The organism is Virgibacillus salexigens (assembly GCF_014905415.1).
GTDB classification, from domain to species: Bacteria; Bacillota; Bacilli; order Bacillales; family Amphibacillaceae; genus Virgibacillus; species Virgibacillus salexigens.
In genome coordinates this window covers 1,528,110-1,548,538 of sequence record NZ_BNEO01000001.1, presented here as the reverse complement: position 1 = coordinate 1,548,538, position 20,429 = coordinate 1,528,110, and the positions used below count along the sequence as shown (strand labels likewise).

General features: G+C 37.9%; 17 protein-coding genes and 1 other annotated feature. Of the genes, 4 read left to right on the top strand and 13 right to left on the bottom strand.

The features are described 5' to 3' along the window. The first annotated feature begins 72 nt into the window (after window positions 1-72). Both JKP73_RS07085 and JKP73_RS07080 read left to right on the top strand, forming a co-directional pair. Entirely contained in the window at window positions 73-1,131 is a 1,059-nt protein-coding gene (locus JKP73_RS07085) for an NAD(P)/FAD-dependent oxidoreductase (protein WP_021290294.1), read from the top strand. A gap of 25 nt (window positions 1,132-1,156) precedes the next feature. Next, the gene (locus JKP73_RS07080) at window positions 1,157-2,107 is read left to right on the top strand and encodes an ABC transporter substrate-binding protein (protein ID WP_200411045.1); all 951 of its coding nucleotides are present in this window, start codon (window positions 1,157-1,159) and stop codon (window positions 2,105-2,107) included. A gap of 49 nt (window positions 2,108-2,156) precedes the next feature. On the opposite strand, the gene JKP73_RS07075 is transcribed toward JKP73_RS07080, so the two are convergent. The 4 genes from JKP73_RS07075 to serS form a co-directional block, all read right to left on the bottom strand. Next, on the bottom strand, window positions 2,157-3,140 hold the full coding sequence (locus tag JKP73_RS07075; protein WP_234447067.1) for an iron-hydroxamate ABC transporter substrate-binding protein: 984 nt from the start codon (window positions 3,138-3,140) through the stop codon (window positions 2,157-2,159). 46 nt (window positions 3,141-3,186) lie between these two features. Continuing rightward, complete coding sequence (locus tag JKP73_RS07070; RefSeq protein WP_200411092.1) at window positions 3,187-4,203, bottom strand: FecCD family ABC transporter permease; 1,017 nt, start codon at window positions 4,201-4,203, stop codon at window positions 3,187-3,189. A gap of 11 nt (window positions 4,204-4,214) precedes the next feature. Next, window positions 4,215-5,258, bottom strand: a complete 1,044-nt coding sequence (locus tag JKP73_RS07065) for a FecCD family ABC transporter permease (RefSeq protein ID WP_038241595.1) — start codon at window positions 5,256-5,258, stop codon at window positions 4,215-4,217. A 157-nt stretch (window positions 5,259-5,415) separates the two neighbouring features. Beyond that, window positions 5,416-6,690, bottom strand: coding sequence for a serine--tRNA ligase (gene serS, locus JKP73_RS07060; RefSeq protein WP_021290289.1), 1,275 nt, complete (start codon window positions 6,688-6,690; stop codon window positions 5,416-5,418). A gap of 58 nt (window positions 6,691-6,748) precedes the next feature. Beyond that, window positions 6,749-6,970 (bottom strand) — a binding site (T-box leader). Window positions 6,971-7,032: 62 nt separating this feature from the next. Here serS and JKP73_RS07055 point away from each other — a divergent pair. Then, window positions 7,033-7,293, top strand: a complete 261-nt coding sequence (locus tag JKP73_RS07055) for a YitT family protein (RefSeq protein ID WP_267903256.1) — start codon at window positions 7,033-7,035, stop codon at window positions 7,291-7,293. Window positions 7,294-7,471: 178 nt separating this feature from the next. Here the strand turns inward: JKP73_RS07055 and pdxT are convergent, their stop codons facing one another. The 4 genes from pdxT to guaB all read right to left on the bottom strand — a co-directional run bounded on the left by pdxT (window position 7,472) and on the right by guaB (window position 11,977). Next, window positions 7,472-8,083 (bottom strand): pyridoxal 5'-phosphate synthase glutaminase subunit PdxT, encoded by a 612-nt coding sequence (pdxT, locus tag JKP73_RS07050; RefSeq protein WP_160806940.1) that lies wholly within the window; start codon window positions 8,081-8,083, stop codon window positions 7,472-7,474. Window positions 8,084-8,098: 15 nt separating this feature from the next. Then, entirely contained in the window at window positions 8,099-8,983 is an 885-nt protein-coding gene (gene pdxS / locus JKP73_RS07045; RefSeq protein ID WP_021290286.1) for a pyridoxal 5'-phosphate synthase lyase subunit PdxS, read from the bottom strand. 29 nt (window positions 8,984-9,012) lie between these two features. Then, window positions 9,013-10,344, bottom strand: a complete 1,332-nt coding sequence (locus JKP73_RS07040) for a serine hydrolase (RefSeq protein WP_200411042.1) — start codon at window positions 10,342-10,344, stop codon at window positions 9,013-9,015. Window positions 10,345-10,507: 163 nt separating this feature from the next. Beyond that, entirely contained in the window at window positions 10,508-11,977 is a 1,470-nt protein-coding gene (guaB, locus tag JKP73_RS07035; protein WP_160806938.1) for an IMP dehydrogenase, read from the bottom strand. A gap of 190 nt (window positions 11,978-12,167) precedes the next feature. Between guaB and JKP73_RS07030 the strand changes: the two genes are divergently transcribed. Continuing rightward, the gene (locus JKP73_RS07030; RefSeq protein WP_160806937.1) at window positions 12,168-13,115 is read left to right on the top strand and encodes a YaaC family protein; all 948 of its coding nucleotides are present in this window, start codon (window positions 12,168-12,170) and stop codon (window positions 13,113-13,115) included. An 89-nt stretch (window positions 13,116-13,204) separates the two neighbouring features. On the opposite strand, the gene JKP73_RS07025 is transcribed toward JKP73_RS07030, so the two are convergent. The 5 genes from JKP73_RS07025 to recF form a co-directional block, all read right to left on the bottom strand. After that, window positions 13,205-14,290 carry an HD-GYP domain-containing protein gene (locus JKP73_RS07025; RefSeq protein ID WP_021290282.1) on the bottom strand — a complete coding sequence of 362 codons (1,086 nt, stop codon included), beginning with the start codon at window positions 14,288-14,290 and terminating at the stop codon, window positions 13,205-13,207. 152 nt (window positions 14,291-14,442) lie between these two features. Beyond that, complete coding sequence (gene gyrA, locus JKP73_RS07020; RefSeq protein ID WP_021290281.1) at window positions 14,443-16,962, bottom strand: DNA gyrase subunit A; 2,520 nt, start codon at window positions 16,960-16,962, stop codon at window positions 14,443-14,445. A 92-nt stretch (window positions 16,963-17,054) separates the two neighbouring features. Next, window positions 17,055-18,980, bottom strand: a complete 1,926-nt coding sequence (gene gyrB / locus JKP73_RS07015; protein WP_021290280.1) for a DNA topoisomerase (ATP-hydrolyzing) subunit B — start codon at window positions 18,978-18,980, stop codon at window positions 17,055-17,057. Window positions 18,981-18,996: 16 nt separating this feature from the next. Further along, a complete protein-coding gene (gene remB, locus JKP73_RS07010; RefSeq protein ID WP_038241597.1) occupies window positions 18,997-19,296 on the bottom strand; it encodes an extracellular matrix regulator RemB in 300 nt (99 codons plus the stop codon). 19 nt (window positions 19,297-19,315) lie between these two features. Next, the gene (gene recF / locus JKP73_RS07005; RefSeq protein ID WP_021290278.1) at window positions 19,316-20,428 is read right to left on the bottom strand and encodes a DNA replication/repair protein RecF; all 1,113 of its coding nucleotides are present in this window, start codon (window positions 20,426-20,428) and stop codon (window positions 19,316-19,318) included. Window position 20,429 lies beyond the last annotated feature (1 nt).

Genomic DNA, 20,429 nt, shown 5'->3' with positions numbered 1-20,429 from the left:
TTCCTCTAAAATTTCTGTATAATAAAATTAGTGATAATGATTCTCATTATCATAAATGGAGGAGGTACTTATATGCGAAATTCAGATATAACAGATGTAACGATCGTTGGTGGCGGACCAGCAGGATTATATGCATCTTTTTATAGCGGCATGCGGGACTTATCCACTCGCATCATAGAATATCAACCGAAACTAGGTGGTAAAGTACATGTATATCCTGAAAAAATGATCTGGGATGTTGGCGGATTAACCCCAGTAACTGGAGCAACATTAATTGATCAAATGGCGGAACAAGCTGTGACTTTTGATCCAGAAATCGTTCTAAATGAGAAAGTCACAAAAATCGAAAAGAATGAAGATCAGTTATTTGTCCTTACGTCTAACTCTGGGAATCAATATGTAAGTAGAACCGTTATCCTCGCTGTTGGTGGTGGTATTTTAAATCCGATTAAAATCGATATTGAAGGAGCAGATCGATTTGAAGTAACCAATCTCCACTATACGGTACAAAGCCTTGAACATTTTAAAGGAAAGAACATTATTATTTCTGGTGGAGGCAATTCTGCAATTGATTGGGCAAATGAATTTGAGCCTATTGCTAATCAAGTACATATTGTACATCGCAAAAATGAATTTAAAGGTCATGAGGCCCAAATTCAGCAATTAATGAATTCATCCGTCCATGTTCATCTCAATTCAACGATAGAGAAGTTGCATGCAAATCAAGAAGGAAATCTAATTGACGCGGTAAGTATTCATAACCATGAAATCAACGAGTCAATAAGATTAGAAACAGATGATCTAATTATTAATTACGGTTATGAAAGGGAACTAACCTTTATTAAAGAAAGCCCCCTTCATATTGAAATAGAAAACGATTTCTTTGTAAAAGGCACATCTAAATCTGCATCATCCGTTGAAGGGCTTTATGCTGCTGGCGATATACTAGCCTTTGATGGTAAAGTTCATTTAATTGCAGGGGCTTTTGTAGACGCAGCTAATGCAGTTAACCAAGCCAAATTATTACTAGAGCCAGATGCAGCTGCCAAAGCAAGAGTATCTTCTCATAACGCTAAATTTAATGCGAAAAACAAAGAACTTTTGAAGCATTTATACCAATCATCATCTTAAACGATGTTTAAAAAGGAGTACACGAATGAATAAGAAACAATTTATCTATGTATTGCTCATTATTCTATTAACCTTCCTAGCAGCATGTAGTGGGAGCAATAACGCCGAAGAAAATGAGAGTAACCAAGAAAAAGAAGATAGCACGCGTGAATTCGAAACCGCCAAAGGTGCCGTTGAAATTCCATCGAATCCGGAACGAATTGTTACCGATTACTATGGTGGAGAATTACTTTCTGTAGGAGCAAATGTAGTCGGAGTGGAACCGACCGCGTTTGATAATCCATTTATCGCAGATCTTCTAAAAGATGCTACAGATGTCGGCTATCCATTAAATGAGGAAAAGGTATTAGAATTAGATCCAGATTTAATTGTTGTCATGTATGATGATAATTATGAGGCATTATCTAAAATTGCACCAACGATTCATATCCCTTACGGTACAACATCTGATATTGAGGAAACAGTTAATCTATTTGGTGATATCGTCGGTTCACCTGAAAAAGCTGAAGAATTTATGACGGAATTTAATCAAGAAGCCGAAGAAGGTAGAAAAAAATTAGAGGGTATTATTGACTCAGATGATACATTTGGGATATATGAGCTGACCAATAAAGGTGAACTATGGACATTTGGTGAAAATGCTGGCAGAGGTGGGCAAGCCTTATACAACGCCCTTGGATTAAAAATGCCTGAAAAGAACGCAGGTGGTGAAAGTACGAAACAAATATCGTTAGAAGTACTTCCAGAATACGCTGCTGATTATATGTTTTTAACTACCTACGATCCAGAAAATGAAGGAACTGCTCTTAAAGATTTAAAAGACTCAGCTGTATGGCAAAATTTAAATGCTAATAAGCAAGATCAAATCTTTTATAATGATTTTGATACCTTCTATCGATACGACCCAATCGCAGTAAAAGAACAAATTGGTTTGCTTGTTGATAAAATTATTGAACGAAAAGAACAAGAAGAGTAGTAAAAACCCCCTTCGCTTTTTGTGGAAGGGGTTTTTTATGATCATACGTTTACTCTGATTTTAGACTATCAACAATAAAATCTAATTGATGTTCTAAAGCTATTGGATCCGTAAAATACATATTGTTAACCTCATATTCATATACATTTCCGTCTTTAACCGCAGGCAAGTTCTCCCAAATGATTAATGAGGTAACATCGGATTTTCTTTCCTCTGTGTCCCCATTTTCCGTCTCACGGACACCCATAAAGATATGATCTGCTTCCTCTAAATATTCTGGCACAGCTTCCAATGAGATCGAAGCCCAGCCTTCTTCTTTTGTAACTTCAATAACCTTCTCTGGTGCGTTTAAACCGAGTTCATTGTAAATGATTTCTCCACCTCTACCGTAAGACTCACCAAATAGATACATTTCTTTTTCAGCTAATTCTAAAATAACTACTTTTTCATCATTTTTAATGACATCATCTAATTCTGTTTCCTTTTCTTCGATCTTCTTATCAAACGCCGTAAAATAATCTTTGGTTTCTTCTTCTTTATTTAGAATCTTCCCAAACTCCGTTAACATATCGCGATAACCATAAGTTGCATAAGGTATTAAGACAGTAGGTGCGATTTTTGATAATTCCTCATTTTTATCTTCTGAATAAGTGACAATTAAATCTGGGTCAAGAGCAATAACCTCTTCCATGTTAATGGATGTTTTATCACCTACTTTTTTTGTATCCTGTAACTGGTCTTTGAAGTAAGGTGTTTCAAAAATCCAACCTGTCGTTGCGATTGGCGTAACACCTAATGCCAAAGCATAACCAACATAATCTTGATCAGCTATCACTACACGCTTTGGGTTAGCAGGAATCTCTACCTCCCCCTGTGGTCCTTTATAAACACGGGTTTCATCAGATATTTCCTGTTTATTTGCTGTGTCACTTCCTCCTTCTTGATTGACTTTTCCCTCTTCATTACTAGATCCACAAGCTACAAGGGATACTAAAACAAACAGACAAACGAAGCTAATACGTAACTGCTTCATCCACATAACTCCTTTTCCTATCCATTTTTTTAAAACACTATTCGTACTACGAACGACTTAATAAATACAAGAAATAAGGTGCACCAATAATAGCTACAACAATGCCAGCTGGTATTTCTGATGGTTGAAGGATCGCCTTACCAATTGTATCTGCAGCCAATAGTAACAATCCTCCAGCAATCGCCGATAATGGGATAAGAAAACGATGTGTGGGACCAATTAACTTCCTAGCTAAATGTGGACCAATCAATCCTACAAAGGCGATTCCGCCACTAACTGAAATACAAGCAGAAGCTAAGCCTACTGAGGCAGCTACCACCTTTAATCGCTCTTTTTCTACCGTTACTCCTAATCCCGTTGCTACTTCATCTCCAAATGTAAGGGCATCTAATGTACGTGCTTTCAAACTAATATATGGTAATAATACAAGTACCCATGGTAATAAGGTAAGAACAAATCGCCAATCAGCCCCCCATATACGACCAGCCATCCATACTGCCAACACATCATATTGTTGTTCAGGCAGTTGTAAAGATACTACAATTAAAAGAGCATTTAAACCTGCTGCTACAGCAATCCCATTAAGTACTAAACGGTTGGGCATTAATCCATTATGGTTATCAAACGAAAGCAGATAAATAATAATCGCCGTTACAATTCCGCCAGCTAGAGATAAAAATGGCATGACTCCAACTGGAAGACTTTGATCAGGTGGAATATAGGCAAGCGCTAAGACAACCATTAAGCCTGCTCCAGTTGTGATCCCTAATATGCCCGGTTCTGCTAATGGATTACGAGCTACACCTTGCAGGATACAGCCAGATACAGCTAATCCTGCCCCAACCAGCATAGCTATAATAATACGCGGCAGACGAAATTCAAATAAGATAAGTTCCTGCTGGTCGGTTCCATTGCCTAGAATGGTTTGAAATAGCTCTGCAGGAGAGAGATGTATAGCACCAACATTTACGCTAATAACAAATGTGATTGCGATTAACAAGATAAATAGTAAAATAATAGCGACACGCTTTTTTGTTCGATGCTGATCAGCCTTGTCTCGCATTAGAAAACGCACTATAAATTCCTCCCTTCTTTTCTAGCAACATAAAGGAAGAAAGGAACGCCAATTAAAGCAAATAAAGCCCCAATCGGAGTTTCTTGTGGTGCATTAATCATACGAGCACCTATATCTGCTAAACAAGTTAGCAATCCTCCAATGACAGCAGAGCAAGGAATAATAAGTCGATAATCTACTCCAACAAAATATCGAGCAAGATGCGGAACAATCAATCCAACAAAACCAATTGGCCCCGCCACAGCAACAGCCACTCCTGCAATCAATAGCACAACAATAAAACCCAATGCACGTATTTGTTTTATCTTTTGCCCGAGACCTCTTGCTACATCATCGCCAAGGCTTAAAATCGTAATGGATTTGGATAAAAACATAGCAACAATGAGTGCCCCCAAAACCCACGGAAACATCAACTTTAATTGAGTCCACTTTACACCGGCAATTCCGCCTGCAAACCAGAAAGCTAGATCCTGACTTAAATTAAAATAAATACCAATACCTTCGCTGAGTGCAGTAAATAGTGCAGTTACGGCAGCCCCCGCAAGCACAATTTTGATCGGTGTTACTGATCCTTTTCCCATTGAACTGATACCAAATACAAGTACGACACTTATTCCTGCACCAATAAATGCGAACAAAATTAGTCCATTATAGGATAAGCTTGGGAAGAGCGCAAAACAAACAGCTACCATAAACACAGCCCCAGCGTTAATCCCAAGAATTCCTGGATCAGCCAATGGATTCCTTGTCATCCCTTGCATCATCGCACCGGCAACAGCAAATGATGCCCCAACTAATACACCTGCCAAAGACCTAGGCAAACGAAGTTCTTGAATAATCGAATGAGAAGTATTCGTAGCATCATATCGAAAAATCGCTTCCAAAACGGTCATAAATGTTATATCCGCTGCTCCGACAGATATAGATACCACTAAACTAATGCATGTTGCTAAGATACCACCTACTAAAATGATCGTAGCTGGCAATGGCCTTGTTTTTATATGTGGTTTATGTATATCTGAGGAGCGATTTTCTTCTGCCATATACGATCCACTTCCTTTAGGAGAACCTTAACTATATTAATGATATTGATAATCATTATCATTAATATAGTAGCAATCCTTATGTACTTTGTCTATATTTTTTGAAAATCAAATGAAATAAAAATCCCCCACTCTTAAGAGAAGGGGATGTAATACCTTATTTTATTACTTCTTTCCCACCCATGTAAGAACGTAATGCATGTGGTACGACAACGGAACCATCTGCTTGCTGATAATTTTCTAAAATAGCAGCAACGGTACGACCAATTGCTAAACCTGAACCGTTCAATGTATGCACGAATTCCGGTTTTGCTTTTGCTTCTCTACGGAAACGAATTCCAGCACGTCTTGCTTGAAAGTCTTCAAAATTAGAGCAAGAAGAAATCTCTCTATACGTATGTTGACTCGGAATCCAAACTTCAATATCGTATTTCTTTGCTGCTGTAAAACCTAAATCACCTGTACACATGCTCATCACTCGATAAGGGAGTTCTAATTTTTGTAACACCTTTTCTGCATGGCCGGTTAATTCCTCAAGTGTAGCATAAGAATCCTCAGGTTTTGCAAAATGAACAAGCTCTACCTTATTAAATTGATGTTGACGAATTAAACCTCGGGTGTCACGTCCAGCAGAACCTGCTTCTGAACGGAAACAATTACTAAAGGCCACATATTTCTTTGGTAAATCATCGACTTTCAAAATTTCTTCACGATAGTAATTGGTTACAGGAACCTCTGCAGTCGGTGCCATGAAATAGTCCCAATCCACCAATTTAAAGGCATCTTCTTCAAATTTAGGGAGCTGCCCTGTACCAGTCATACTTGTACGGTTTACAATTGCAGGAGGTAGCATCTCCTCGTACCCATGTTCATCGGCATGTAGGTCCATCATAAAGTTCAATAAAGCACGTTCCAAACGTGCACCAAGTCCTTTATAGAATACAAAGCGACTTCCCGTAACTTTACCCGCTCGCTCAAAATCTAATATATCTAGATTCGATGCGATATCCCAATGAGCCTGAACATCGTAAGAGAAGGTCGGCATTTCCCCCCATTGACGTACTTCAATATTATCATCTTCATCCTCTCCAACAGGGACACTCTCATGTGGAATGTTAGGAATCGATAGCATTATTTGCTCTAATTGTTCTTCTGTTTCCTTCAATTCTTTATCTAATGCAGCAATCTTTTCACCTACTTCACGCATTTCTTTAATTGCAGGCTCTGCATCCTTCTTTTCTCTCTTTAAAACAGATATTTGTTTCGAAGCTTCATTTCGCTCTGCTTTCAGCTGTTCTGTTTCCGCTATTAGCTTACGGCGCTTTTCATCAAGATCTTCAAAATGATCTAATTCAGATAAATCTTCCCCACGATGATTTAACTTTTCCTTCACTTCTTGGAAGTTATTACGTAAAAACCTCATATCTAGCATCTGTATTTCCTCCTTTACTAAATGAACAGTTAACATCAAAAAACTCCCGCCCCTAATAAATAGGGACGAGAGTATATATTTCCCGCGTTGCCACCCTTGTTGAAGAGAAACCTCTTCCGGCTTATCGCGATAACGGTACGTAACCGGGTTTATTTACTATCCGAGGAATTCGATAAACCTGTTCAAGGATGGATTCATAGCAAGCTTACATCGATTTGCACCAACCATCGACTCTCTAAAGTAAGGCCATACTATTACTATTTCCTGTCAATACAGTTCATTTTCATTATTATAATATATCATAGCCGATTTTTTATGTGTATGCAACTATCATTGATTTAGATTCTTTCCTATAATGGCACTGGTGGTTACATGGAGAAAGATCAAAAGATCATTTATGTTGTTGTCCGATCGCAGCGACTACTATTTTTGAAGAAATTAATTCGGCAAATTGATCCAGATGCATTTGTAGTCGTTCATAACGTAAAAGATGTCTCAGGAGGTACTTTCTTTGCTACGGCAGCCGAAGATCATATTGCTCAGCATGTAGAATCTAATGAAATTGAACAAGAAGCAACAACAGACAAGCATAATGGTCATTAACAAATAGAGCTCACATTCCTTTTGCTACTACAGGAAAATTTCGCAGACTATTTCATTGGCTATATTAAGAACAAGTATCATTGTCTTCAATGGTTCCCACCAGTTAAATAAAGTCGAACAAAAAACCCAAACGATTACCTGATCCTATTCGCAGATGACCGTTTGGGTTATTGTATGATTATATTTTATTTGTCTCTCTGAATGATGAATTGGTTCCTATAGCATGCTCCACCATTTCAACAAAATAACCGATCATTCGATTATCATCAGTCAGTTCAGGATGAAAAGCTGTAGCTAAAAAGTTGCCTTGCTGAACGGTAACAATCTGTTCATGATACGTAGATAATATCGTTACATCTGCACCTACCTTAGTAGCATAAGGTGCTCGAATAAAGACGGCTTTAAAATCATCTGCTATGCCGTTAATTTCTAAGTTCGCCTCAAAGCTTGCAACTTGTCGCCCAAATGCATTACGGGCAACTTCCATATCGATTAATCCAAGATGCGGTTGGTTTTGACCTTGAATGGCAGTAGCCATTAAGATCATTCCAGCACATGTACCAAAGATCGGTTTTCCTTGTTTCCCGAATGCTTGAATAGCATCAAAGAAGCCATAACTGTCAATTAGCCTTCTGATTGTCGTGCTTTCACCGCCTGGCAGAATTAATCCATCGATTTCCGCTAGCTGTTCTTTACGCTTAACTTCTACTCCTGTTGCACCACATGCTTTCACAGCGCGAAGATGTTCACGTACTGCACCTTGTAATGCAAGCACTCCAATTGTTGTCATATCGAATCCTTCCTTCTATTCGCTACGATCTTGCATACGATCATGAGCTTCTAATGTGCCCATTTCAAGCCCTTGCATAGCCTCTCCTAATTCTTTTGAAAGCTCTGCAATTAATTGATAATCTTGATAATGTGTTGTTGCTTCCACGATCGCTTTGGCATATTTAGCAGGGTTAGAAGATTTAAAAATACCTGAACCAACAAATACGCCATCTGCACCTAGTTCCATCATCAATGCCGCATCACTTGGTGTCGCAACCCCACCAGCAGCAAAATTAACAACAGGTAAACGGCCTTCTTCACGAATTTCAATTAATAATTCAAATGGCGCACCAATTTCTTTTGCATACGTCATTACTTCGTCTCTAGACATTGCAGTTAGTTTGCGGATTTCTGATTGCACTTGACGCATATGACGAACAGCTTCTACGATATTCCCTGTTCCAGGCTCCCCTTTCGTACGTAACATGGAAGCACCTTCTCCAATACGACGTGCTGCTTCACCAAGATTTCGACAGCCGCAGACAAATGGTACGGTATAATCGGATTTATTTATATGGTAAATATCATCAGCAGGTGTTAAAACTTCACTTTCGTCGATATAATCTACACCCATTGCCTCTAATACACGCGCTTCTGTAATATGACCAATACGTGCCTTAGCCATTACAGGAATGGAAACCGCATTTAATACTTCTTCTGTAATCGTTGGATCAGCCATACGCGCCACTCCACCTGCTGCCCTAATATCAGATGGAACACGTTCTAAAGCCATTACAGCAACAGCCCCAGCCTCTTCAGCAATTTTCGCCTGTTCAGCATTAACAACGTCCATAATGACGCCGCCTTTTTGCATTTCTGCCATTCCACGTTTTACACGTTCTGTACCTGTATTCGTCATATTAAAATCCCCCTTGTTATAAATGTCGGCTAGAATAGTCCTTTAACCCAATCAACAACTGTTGTAAATAGATCTACAAAGAAATCTCCTATAGCTCCAAGTGTTAACATGAACCAGTTCGATTTTTCTACTGTTTCATTTGCTACTACATCTACTGTACTATTGCTATCTTTAATAATATAGCCATAGTCATTTTCGCCTTCGTATTTTAGTTGTGCTGTACCGATTTTTTCTCCTTTTTCAATTGGTGCAGTCAATTCGCCTTCTTTATTGAACTTATCTTTATCGATTGTATATTCAATACTATATAAATCTTTTTCATCTGGCTTAATTGGAATAGTAATTCCTTCACTAATAGAAATACCAAGTTCATCTGCTTTCCCTTTTGCAACCGGAAGCGAAGATTTATCGTCTACTTGATAACCTTTTGGAAAAACCTCCGTATATTCAAATTGTTTAAAGCCATAATCAAATAATTTCGCTGTCTCTTCAAAGCGTTTTTCCTCACTGTCTGTTTTCATAACTACAGCTATTAAACGTTGATCTCCTTTTTGAGCAGTACCAGTAAAACTATACCCTGCTAAATCCGTAAACCCTGTTTTCAATCCGTCTACACCTTCATAGTAGAACTGATCTAAAAAGGTTGTATCGTGTTTAAGCATATGATTCCAATTACGAATTTGTTGACCATCAAAATTCTCAACTGGCTTACTAGAGACATCTAGTGCCCCTGGATAATCTTTAATTAGATGGTATGCAAGTAATGCAGAAGACTCTGCAGATAACAGGTTTGTTGCGTTCGGATCTGTACCTTCTGGATAATTATCTCCTAAAGACTCATTATCTAATCCAGTAGAATTGACAAATTTAAAATCAGGGAGCCCCATTTCCTTTCCCTTTTCATTCATCATTTTCACAAATTCGCCTTCTGATCCTGCAATCAGTTCAGCTAATGCAATGGACGTTGCATTATCAGAGTTGATTGCCATCGCATTATATAAGTCTTGTACGGTATAGTCCTTTGATTGTTGCAATCCTACTCCTGAGAACGAAGCATTCGCAGAAATACTGTATGGATAGTCACTAATCTGTGTTGTTGTGTCCCAGCTGATTTGACCACTTTCGACAGCTTCCCATACCAGGTATTCGGTCATCATTTTGGTCATACTAGCTGGAGGAAGTGCTTGATCCGCATTTTTGGCATATAATATTTTCCCAGTATTTGCATCTACTAGAATAGCAGATTCGGCTTCAACTTCTACCTCTTGAGCCTGTGCAGTAAATGGTTGTACCATAACAGATACGATCATCACCATTGCTGCTAAGAATATTACGAAACCTTGTTTTACATTATGTTTCAACTTTCTGTACCTCCAACCTGTGGTTTAACCTCTATGTATTAATGCATACTTCGTCTAAGGATGCACTTTGTTATTTTACCACATAATATTACAAAAAAATAGATGGGGAAGCATCCCCATCTATAAAATTTTGTGAAAAAGTTAACGTGTTGCAACACGATCGTTAAACAGAATAATTTGGCGCCTCTTTGGTAATTTGTACATCATGTGGATGACTTTCCCTAAGACCTGCATTCGTAATTCGGATAAACCGTGCATCATTACGAAGCGCATCAACCGTTGCTGTTCCACAATAGCCCATTCCTGAACGAAGACCACCCATTAATTGATGTACGGTATCTGCTAATGGGCCTTTATATGCCACTCGCCCTTCTATTCCTTCAGGCACTAATTTTTTCGAATCGGATTCTTCCTGGAAATAACGGTCTTTTGAACCGGCTTTCATTGCTCCTACTGAACCCATTCCTCGATATACTTTATATTGTCTTCCTTGAAAAATTTCTGATTCACCAGGACTTTCCGTCACTCCAGCAAACATACTTCCCAACATAACAGCATGTGCTCCAGATGCTAATGCTTTTACAATATCGCCTGAATATTTTATTCCACCGTCCGCAATAACAGGTACCCCATACTCTTCAGCTATGGAAGCACAGTCATGTACAGCGGTGATTTGTGGGACACCGACACCAGCTACAACACGCGTGGTACAAATTGATCCTGGACCAATACCTACTTTAATAATGGATGCACCAGCTTCAATTAATTCTTTCGTTGCCTCTGCAGTAGCCACATTCCCTGCAATAATATCAAGGTCTGGATAAGCCTTGCGTACGAATTTAACTTGTTCAATAACACCTTCCGAATGTCCATGTGCCGTATCAATTACAATTACATCTACACCGGCTTCTACCAGTTTTTCAATTCGCTTCATAGCATCGCCAGTTACGCCAACTGCAGCTCCAGCCAATAGTCTCCCCTGTGCATCTTTAGCGGCATAGGGAAACTCAATTACTTTCTCAATATCCTTGATCGTTATTAGCCCTTTTAAAATGCCATCATTATCGACTAGTGGCAGTTTCTCAATTTTGTATTGTTGAAGGATTTGCTCTGCTTCTTGTAATGTCGTGCCAACTGGTGCTGTCACTACATTATCGCTTGTCATAACATCCGAAATAGATGTGGAATAATCTTGAATAAAGCGAAGGTCACGATTAGTAATGATACCAACTAGCTTTTGCTCTTCCACATTATTCACAATTGGGACACCAGAGATGCGAAATTTACCCATGAGATGCTCGGCATCATATACTTGATGCTCTGGGGTTAAAAAGAATGGATTCGTAATAACGCCACTTTCCGAACGCTTTACCCGATCCACTTGCTCGGCTTGTTCTTCAATCGACATATTTTTATGAATGATTCCTATTCCACCTTGTCGAGCCATCGCAATTGCCATCGAAGCTTCAGTAACAGTATCCATTCCAGCTGCAATTAATGGGGTATTTAGTTTAATGGTTGCTGTAAGCTTTGTACTAACATCTACATCCTTAGGTAGTACATCAGACTTTGCTGGCATTAACAACACATCATCAAACGTTAGACCTTCTTTAGTAAATTTATCTTGTCGCATGCGTATCCTCCTTTTGATTTATCCTGCTTCTATGTTCTCTGATGTATGCAAGAACCGAACTTGCATACACTAATAGTACTGCTATTTTTATATACAATACGCCAACATGTTAGCTTTTTCAACAAGAGATTATTGGAAATAAAAAAATAAATAGATTCTAAATTTTATAAATAGTTATGGAGTATTTATCATGGAAAACATACAAACCTTTGTTAATTACCTACAATCTCAGCAAACTTCCCAAGCGTATTTATTGCATTGTTATAAAAAAATAAATTGCCCAGACGCTGAAACGAAGAGTTATGAAAATTGTAATGCATTTATCTATTATTTAAATCATGGTAACAAATTTTATCAACAAGGAAAACAATCAGAACCATTTATGCAGCCTATTCTTTATTTCTATGGAATGGTTCATTTAATAAAGGCTTGCTTATTGACACAACGTCCAAATTATCCTGAATCGACCAATTTACTCGCCCATGGAGTCACTGCTAGAAAACGAAAAAAAAAGGATTATACGTTTTTGAAAGATGAAGTAAAAGTACAGCATAATGGATTGTTTCCTTATTTCTCTGAGCACCTTTATCATCAAGCTATTCCCTTTGAAAAACAAAGCATGGAAACATTACTTGCTACCCTTCCAGAAATGAATGCGCTATTCCAGTTCCATCAACAGCAGAGGGTAGTGCCTGTTGGAAAATGGAACTCACCATTATTGACGTTCCCGATTCGGATACTTGACAGCTTTCACTTAACAGATAAGGCATTTATTCAACGTATTCAGCCATTCTTACCAAAGATTAAATACTATGACTGTGACCAAGAGATATTGCGTATGGAAGTAGTTGAACCAATAACAAAAATTAACGGACCGTTTTTTATCCATGGACAAACAAAGGAACTTTATTTCCCTACAAATCGAGAAGATTACTTACCAATCCATGAAGTAATGGTTCATTATTTGCTGTTATATAATTTAAGTATGCTTTGCCGCTATGAAACAGAATGGTGGGGAGACTTATTTGTTTCAAAGGCAGATATTGATTTTCCATTTATTATCCATTTCCTAGAGTTAACAGCAAACAAAGTACCATTGTTACTAGGAAGTAATTTATATGAAAGGAATACGGATTAGCATGACAATCAAGCAGCACCCATGCGATACAAATCCTAACAGATTCGAGCGTTTCTCCTTTCATACATATAAATAGATACACGTAGATGCTATTTTAATACGTCGACGATAAATAATTCAGGATGATTTTGTAAGGCTACAATTTCTTCTTGTTGCTCGCTTAATCGAATCATCGGACGTGTAGGCTTCTTTATATCGGTGTATACAATTTCACCTAATTGATTATTCGATAGTTTTATCCTTGTACCAATAGGAAAATTAGTCATGCCTTGTATAAACGTATAGACAACATCTGGATCTAATTTAGTAAATTGTTCTTGCTGTAATATTTCGATAGCTTTAAATGGCGATTGTTTTTCTTTATATACTCGTTCACAGATTATGGCATGATACATATCACAAACAGCAATAATTCTTGCATAACGATGAATTTTTCCCTTCGACAATCCAAGGGGATAGCCGCTACCATCCATTCGTTCATGATGTTGTAAAATTGCTTGCTTTACTGCTTGTTTAAGCGTTGGTAATTTTTCTGTTAAACGATAAGAGTACGTGGGATGCTTTTTAATTTCAACTACTTCCTCTGGTGTAAGGGAACGGTTTGTTTGTATAATGGATGATTCAATTCGAGCCATTCCACAATCCGCTAAAAAACCTGCAAAACCAATTTGCAGCCATTCTCCTTTAACATAACCTGTCTTATAACCAAGATAAGCAGAAAGGATAGCAATAGCCACATTATGATGAAAGAAATAATCTTCTTTAGTCGCGAAATGATGTAAGGTATAGATCGCATCGGAAATATCCTCCATGCGCTCTAATAAAGGAACCAATGTGTCCCGAACTGTTGGAATATCAATAGCTAACCCATTCTGCCAGCCTTCAAATAACTGTTTGTATTGCTGGACAACATAGTGATAATGTTCTTGAAACGAAAGGTCGATGGGATTATCAACTTGTTTTTTAGTGTCTTGCATCATTGTTTTTGGTTCGTACAAATTACCATTAGACAGCTTTTTTGAAACATCTACTTTTTGGATAAGAAACTTTTGCAGAATAACGATGTGTTCTGTAGTTAAAACAGTATGCCTAGGAATAAGCGGTTGATTTGTTTTTCCCTTTACATCACGAATCAAAATACAACCTGGTATTAACTGTTCTGAATTAACTAGCATATGTTTTTCCTCCTATTACTATTGTTTCTTACTTATCGTTACTTTTTTGTCAGCCCTTTGTATTCTCAAGGATGGTCGTACAGAGATCACCCTTTGGCTCTAATTTTATCTTTTAAAAAAAGATGGCTTTCAAATAAAAGCCATCTTTTCAATTACTGCTCAGGATTTTCTGTTGTATCTTGCTCTTCTGTAGTAGATTCTTGTGTTTCCATATCAGTTGCCTCAACTTCTTCTGATTCCTCATCATTATCAATACGAGTAACCGTTGCAACTGCTTCATCATCCCGCAAACGAATTAAGCGTACCCCCATGGTATTACGGCCAGTTTCAGAAATATCAACCACAGGTATACGGATGAGTACTCCGTCTACTGTGATTACCATTAGGTCTTCTTCTCCAGATACTGCTTTAACGGCTGTTACATGTCCTGTCTTATCCGTCAAATTACAAGTGAAGATACCTTTACCACCTCGATTGGTAACACGGTATTCAGATTCTGGTGTCTGTTTACCATAACCTTTGCTCGTGACATGTAAAATTTTAGCATCCTTTTGGACAATTTCCATAGACACAACTTCATCATCTTCACGTAAAGATATTCCTTTTACACCAGCTGCTGTACGTCCCATCGATCGAATTTGATCTTCAGGAAAACGGATAAGATAACCATTCTTCGTAGCTATCATCATATCTTTTGTACCATCCGTTAACCGAACGGAAATAAGCTCATCTTCTTCACGTAATCCGACAGCAATTAACCCGCCCTTACGAATATTAGCAAACTGAGCAAGTGATGTGCGTTTTGAAATACCATACTTTGTTGTAAAGAACAAGAAGTGATCTTCACGATAATCTTTAACAGATATTACTGCATTCACCCATTCCCCTTTTTCAATTTGCAAAAGATTAATAATTGGAATTCCTTTTGCAGTTCGATTGAACTCAGGTACTTCATATCCTTTTGCCTTATATACTTTCCCTTTATTCGTAAAGAAAAGCACTGTATCATGTGTCGAGGTAGAAACGAGATGCTCTACAAAGTCATCTTCATTCGTTCCCATTCCTTGAATTCCGCGACCACCACGTTTTTGCGTTCGATAAGTTGATGATGGTAGACGTTTGATATAGCCTTGATGCGTTAACGTAATAACAATATTTTCTTGTGGGATGAGATCTTCATCTTCAAAGAAATCACTTCCACCGATAACTATTTCTGTACGACGATCATCATTATAACGTTCTTTTATTTCTGTCAGCTCTTCACGAATAATTTCCAATACTTTTTCTTCATCAGCTAAAATGGCTTTCAGCTCAGCAATTAATTTCTTCAGGTCATTATATTCATTTTCAATTTTTTCCCGTTCTAATCCTGTTAGACGTTGTAAACGCATATCTAAAATAGCTTGTGCTTGTTTCTCACTTAATGAAAAACGCTCCATTAGCTCTGTACGAGCAACATCTGCTGTTTTTGATGCACGGATTAACTCGATTACTTCATCTAAATGATCTAATGCAATTCTTAAACCTTCTAGAATATGTGCACGAGCTTCTGCCTTACGTAACTCAAAAGCAGTACGTCGTTTGATAATTACTTTTTGATGCTCAAGATAATGGATTAAACATTGTTTAATAGATAATACTTTTGGCTGCCCATCTACCAATGCTAGGGTATTAATACCAAAAGTAGTTTGAAGAGCAGTGTGTTTATACAGATTATTTAAAACTACATTCGCATTTACATCGCGACGTAGTTCTATTACTACCCGTAAACCATTACGGTCTGACTCATCTCGTAAATCCGTAATTCCATCTATACGTTTATCACGAACAAGTTCTGCAATCTTCTCAATGAGTTTTGCCTTATTTACTTGATATGGTAACTCGGTCGCAATAATCGTTGATTTTCCGTTCGATTTCTCTTCTATATGCACCTTTGCACGGATCGTTATCGAGCCTTTTCCAGTTTCATATGCTTTACGAATCCCGCTTCTTCCTAAAATTTGTCCAGCCGTTGGGAAATCAGGACCATGAATGTAATCTTCCATTAGTTCATCTATTGTAATTTCTGGATCTTTACTTAGGGCAAGCACTGCATCAATCGTTTCTCCTAAGTTATGTGGCGGGATATTCGTAGCCATCCCTACGGCAATACCTGATGCACCATTTACGAGTAAATTAGGGAATCGAGCAGGGAAAACAATAGGTTCCCTCTCTGTTCCATCATAGTTATCGGTATAATCAATGGTATCTTTATTGATATCACGCAATAATTCCATTGAAATCTTTGACATTCTTGCTTCCGTATACCGCATTGCTGCTGCTGAATCACCATCAACCGAGCCAAAATTACCATGGCCATCAACAAGCATATTTCGATAACTAAAATCCTGTGCCATTCTTACCATCGCTTCGTATACTGCAGAGTCACCATGGGGATGATATTTACCAATTACTTCTCCAACAATACGTGCAGATTTTTTATACGCTTTATCTGCATGCATACCTAAATCATTCATTGCATATAATATTCTACGATGAACAGGCTTCATTCCATCACGGGCATCCGGGAGCGCTCTTGACACAATAACACTCATTGCATAATCCAGAAAGGATGTACGCATTTCCTGACCGAGATTTATTTCCTGTACATTGGGACGTTGCTGATCCGCCATTGACTTACTACCTCCATTCACTAGGAAACAAAGCTTTTAAACCCTTTTATAGGTTTAAAAGCAAGGAAACATAGTGATTACATTTATCAAGCTTAAATATCTAAATTTTTCACATACTGTGCATTGTCTTGAATAAAGTTTCTTCGTGGTTCCACTTTATCTCCCATAAGCACATCAAAGATTTGGTCTGCATCAATGGCATCCGATAATTCCACTTGAAGCAGTGTTCGAGTCTCTGGATCCATCGTTGTTTCCCATAGCTGTGTAGCGTTCATTTCTCCTAAACCTTTATAACGCTGCAAACCAGGTTTCGGTGCCTGAGGGAGTTCAGATAGAATTCGTTCCATCTCCTTCTCATTATACGCATAATGGATAGCTTTTCCTTGCTGTATTTTATAGAGTGGTGGTTGGGCAATATATATATAACCGTGCTCAATTAATGGACGCATATAACGGTAGAAGAAGGTTAATAGTAACGTACGAATATGTGCCCCATCCACATCTGCATCGGTCATCATTACAATCTTATGATAACGAGCCTTTGATATATCAAAATCCTCACCAATTCCCGTACCTAATGCAGTAATAATTGTGCGCACTTCATTATTAGAAAGAATCCGGTCAAGACGTGCTTTTTCTACGTTTAAGATCTTTCCTCGAAGTGGTAATATTGCCTGAAAATGGCGGTCACGTCCTTGTTTTGCAGATCCTCCAGCAGAGTCACCCTCAACAATATAGAGTTCACTAATGTTCGCATCTTTTGAAGAACAATCAGCTAGTTTCCCAGGTAGGTTTGATACTTCTAACGCACTCTTTCTACGAGTTAGTTCCCGAGCTTTTTTCGCAGCAGCACGTGCACGTGAGGCCATTAAACCTTTTTCCACAACCACTTTTGCTACATTTGGATTTTCAAATAAAAATTTAGAAAATAATTCGCTGAACACTGAATCGGTAACTGTACGTACTTCACTATTTCCTAATTTCGTCTTCGTTTGTCCTTCAAATTGCGGATCAGGATGTTTCACAGAAACAATTGCGGTTAAACCTTCACGTACATCTTCGCCAGATAAATTAGGATCATTTTCTTTAAATAAATTATTTTTCCTTGCATAATCATTAATGACACGAGTCAAACCTGTTTTAAAGCCAGATTCATGTGAACCACCTTCATAGGTATGAATATTATTTGCAAAGGAATAAAGGTTACTTGTAAATCCGTCATTGTATTGAATCGCAACTTCTACAGATATCCCTTGTTCTTCTCCTTCTGAATAAAAAGGTTCATGCAGTGCTTCTTTTGTTCGGTTAATAAATTCAACATACGATTTAATACCGCCTTCGTAATGATAACTGGTTGGTTCTTGATCGGTACGTTTATCTTCAATCGAAATATTAATTCCTTTATTTAAAAACGCAAGCTCTCGAAGACGTTGAGCTAAGGTATCAAAATTATATTCGGTTGTTTCCGTAAAGATCGTTGGATCAGGGACAAAATGTGTGATTGTTCCTGTTATATCAGTTTCGCCAATCACCTCAATTTCTCCTTGAGGAACACCCTTTTCAAACGCAAGATAATAAATCTTGTTATCTCGATGGACATGAACATCTAGGCTTGTAGAAAGAGCATTAACAACAGAAGCGCCAACACCATGAAGCCCACCAGAAACCTTATAACCGCCACCACCGAATTTACCACCAGCATGCAATACGGTCATAATGACCTCCAAAGCTGGGCGGCCAGTCTTTTTTTGGATGTCGACAGGGATACCTCGTCCATTGTCCTTTACGGTAATGCTATTATCTTTTTCAATAATAACCTCAATACGATCACAATAACCTGCTAACGCTTCATCAATACTGTTGTCTACAATCTCCCATACTAGATGATGCAATCCTTTTTCACTCGTTGTTCCAATATACATCCCAGGGCGTTTGCGTACGGCCTCTAATCCCTCAAGGACTTGAATTTGATCTGCATCATAGGCTTGTTCATTCATGATCTTATCTTCCATTGACATGTTTTCACTTCCGTTTCTATGCTTCTTCTGTATCCGATTCTTTTATTTCGTCTGAAAAATCATCCAGTTTACTAATGGTAGAAATCATACTGGATCTTTTTTTCAAGGTGGAGACAGATAAAGTACTATAATAGATCATTTCCTTTGTGATCATGACTGACTTTGCATCTTCTGTCGGTCCAGCTACCTTTTTGGCTTGTAATGATTCTGTCATTAGTTCTTCCATAATCGTTGATGATGAAATTAATTGATAATCGATAATAGCTATAACATCACTGGAACGAATGACATTATCATTTCCAATGTGAATAAACATTTCTGTATCCCCCCAATATTTAGCGTTTTATCTTCCCATCTTCAACCTGAAAGATCTCTGCTTTTTCTAACGTCTCATGATTTATTCCGTCAACACTAGTGGTGGATACAAAGGTTTGAACTTTCCCATGAATGGTATTTAATAGATGAGACTGTCGATAATCATCCAGTTCACTAAGCACATCATCGAGCAATAAGATTGGGTATTCACCGACCTCGTTATAAATCAATTCAATCTCTGCTAGTTTTACGGATAGAGCTGTTGTGCGCTGTTGTCCTTGAGATCCATATGTTTGAACATTTTTGTTATTAACAATAAACAAAAGATCGTCACGGTGTGGTCCAATCAAAGTTGTACCACGCTCTATCTCTTTTGCTTCGATGTCATTGAATTTATTGGCATATATAGTCTCTATGTTCTCCTTATTTGCCTCTTCTGATACTTCAATCGTGGGAGAATACTTGATTTCTAATTTTTCAAGCTGTCGACTGATACCATGATGGATCGGACTTGCCCATTTTCGCAATAAATCCAAAAAAACAAACCGCCTCTCCAATAAGGTTGCGGCATGGTCTAGTAGTTGTTCTGTTAAAACATGTAACATGGTAGTATCTCTACTCACTCCACGTTGTAATTGTTTTAATACATGATTTCGCTGTTTAAGAATTTTTTGGTACTGTCCTAAATGGTAAATGTATCGAGGTTGAATTTGGCCTAGTTCCATATCAATAAAGCGCCGGCGAATTTGTGGAGCACCTTTTACGATAGTCAAGTCCTCTGGAGCAAACATCACGACATTCAATGCCCCTATATAGTCACTTAACCGCTTTTGTTCCAATCGATTCAATTTTGCTTTTTTTCCTTTTGAAGAAATAACGATTTCCAGCGGAAAAGATTGTTTTCGTTTCGTAATTCTACCTTCTATTTTAGCATATTCTTCTTCCCATTTGATCAACTCTTTTTCTCTTGGCGTACGATGTGACTTGGTAAAAGCGAGCAAATAGATAGCTTCCATTAGATTTGTTTTGCCTTGTGCATTTTCTCCTATGATAACATTAATTTTATCGTCAAAGGATATATCCAAATCATGGTAATTGCGATAATTTTTTAATTGTAGCTGCTTAATATGCATG

What these genes read in the sequence shown, in the direction of transcription:
- JKP73_RS07085 (WP_021290294.1), top strand. Translation starts at nt 73, where the DNA reads ATGCGAAATTCAGATATAACAGATGTAACGATCGTTGGTGGCGGACCA.
- JKP73_RS07080 (WP_200411045.1), top strand. Translation starts at nt 1,157, where the DNA reads ATGAATAAGAAACAATTTATCTATGTATTGCTCATTATTCTATTAACC.
- JKP73_RS07075 (WP_234447067.1), bottom strand. Translation starts at nt 3,140, where the DNA reads ATGAAGCAGTTACGTATTAGCTTCGTTTGTCTGTTTGTTTTAGTATCC.
- JKP73_RS07070 (WP_200411092.1), bottom strand. Translation starts at nt 4,203, where the DNA reads ATGCGAGACAAGGCTGATCAGCATCGAACAAAAAAGCGTGTCGCTATT.
- JKP73_RS07065 (WP_038241595.1), bottom strand. Translation starts at nt 5,258, where the DNA reads ATGGCAGAAGAAAATCGCTCCTCAGATATACATAAACCACATATAAAA.
- serS (WP_021290289.1), bottom strand. Translation starts at nt 6,690, where the DNA reads ATGCTAGATATGAGGTTTTTACGTAATAACTTCCAAGAAGTGAAGGAA.
- pdxT (WP_160806940.1), bottom strand. Translation starts at nt 8,083, where the DNA reads ATGACAACAATTGGAGTGCTTGCATTACAAGGTGCAGTACGTGAACAT.
- pdxS (WP_021290286.1), bottom strand. Translation starts at nt 8,983, where the DNA reads ATGACGAATACAGGTACAGAACGTGTAAAACGTGGAATGGCAGAAATG.
- guaB (WP_160806938.1), bottom strand. Translation starts at nt 11,977, where the DNA reads ATGCGACAAGATAAATTTACTAAAGAAGGTCTAACGTTTGATGATGTG.
- JKP73_RS07030 (WP_160806937.1), top strand. Translation starts at nt 12,168, where the DNA reads ATGGAAAACATACAAACCTTTGTTAATTACCTACAATCTCAGCAAACT.
- JKP73_RS07025 (WP_021290282.1), bottom strand. Translation starts at nt 14,290, where the DNA reads ATGCTAGTTAATTCAGAACAGTTAATACCAGGTTGTATTTTGATTCGT.
- gyrA (WP_021290281.1), bottom strand. Translation starts at nt 16,962, where the DNA reads ATGGCGGATCAGCAACGTCCCAATGTACAGGAAATAAATCTCGGTCAG.
- gyrB (WP_021290280.1), bottom strand. Translation starts at nt 18,980, where the DNA reads ATGTCAATGGAAGATAAGATCATGAATGAACAAGCCTATGATGCAGAT.
- remB (WP_038241597.1), bottom strand. Translation starts at nt 19,296, where the DNA reads ATGTTTATTCACATTGGAAATGATAATGTCATTCGTTCCAGTGATGTT.
- recF (WP_021290278.1), bottom strand. Translation starts at nt 20,428, where the DNA reads ATGCATATTAAGCAGCTACAATTAAAAAATTATCGCAATTACCATGAT.